Below are 586 nucleotides of genomic sequence, written 5' to 3'. Positions count from 1 at the left end.
GATGTTGTCTACATAGTCCGCTACCGGGGTCAGATTCAATCCGCCTGCGCCTGTTACACTTACTGTGGCAGGTTCAATCGCTGAACCTGTATAGGTAAATGGTCCGCCATTGATGGTCACAACTGTTGTCGTTGTGGCTTTGCCGATGGTGAAGTCCTTGCTGTCGCTGCTCGGCAGATAGTTTGCATCTCCAGGGTAGCTGTAGCTCGCCGTTGCGGTTCCCGCATTGATGTTGTCTACATAGTCCGCTACCGGGGTAAGATTCAATCCGCCTGCGCCTGTTACACTTACTGTGGCAGGTTCAATCGCAGATCCGGTATAGGTAAACGGTCCGCCATTGATCGTCACAACTGTTGTCGTTGTGGCTTTGCCGATGTTGAAGTCTTTGCTGTCGTCGCTTGGTAGATAGTTGTCATCGCCAAGGTAGCTGTAGCTCGCTGTTGCGGTTCCCGCATTCACATTGTTTGCATAATCAGCTGCCGGGGTCAGGTTCAATCCGCCTGCGCCGGTCACACTTACCGTGGCGGGTTCAATCGCCGATCCGGTATAGGTGAACGGTCCGCCGTTGATCGTCACAACTGTTGTC

Annotated in this window: 1 protein-coding gene; it reads right to left on the bottom strand. The window is 53.2% G+C overall.

The window, feature by feature from the left end; translation table 11 throughout:
* The coding region (locus M3O96_RS21920) for a hypothetical protein (RefSeq protein WP_249725482.1) at positions 1-513 on the bottom strand (513 nt) is incomplete at its 3' end.
* Positions 514-586 lie beyond the last annotated feature (73 nt).

This window comes from Aquiflexum sp. TKW24L, assembly GCF_023502205.1.
GTDB lineage: Bacteria > Bacteroidota > Bacteroidia > Cytophagales > Cyclobacteriaceae > Cognataquiflexum.
The sequence above is the reverse complement of the archived record's forward strand: the minus strand, read 5'-3'. Positions and strand labels throughout refer to the sequence as shown.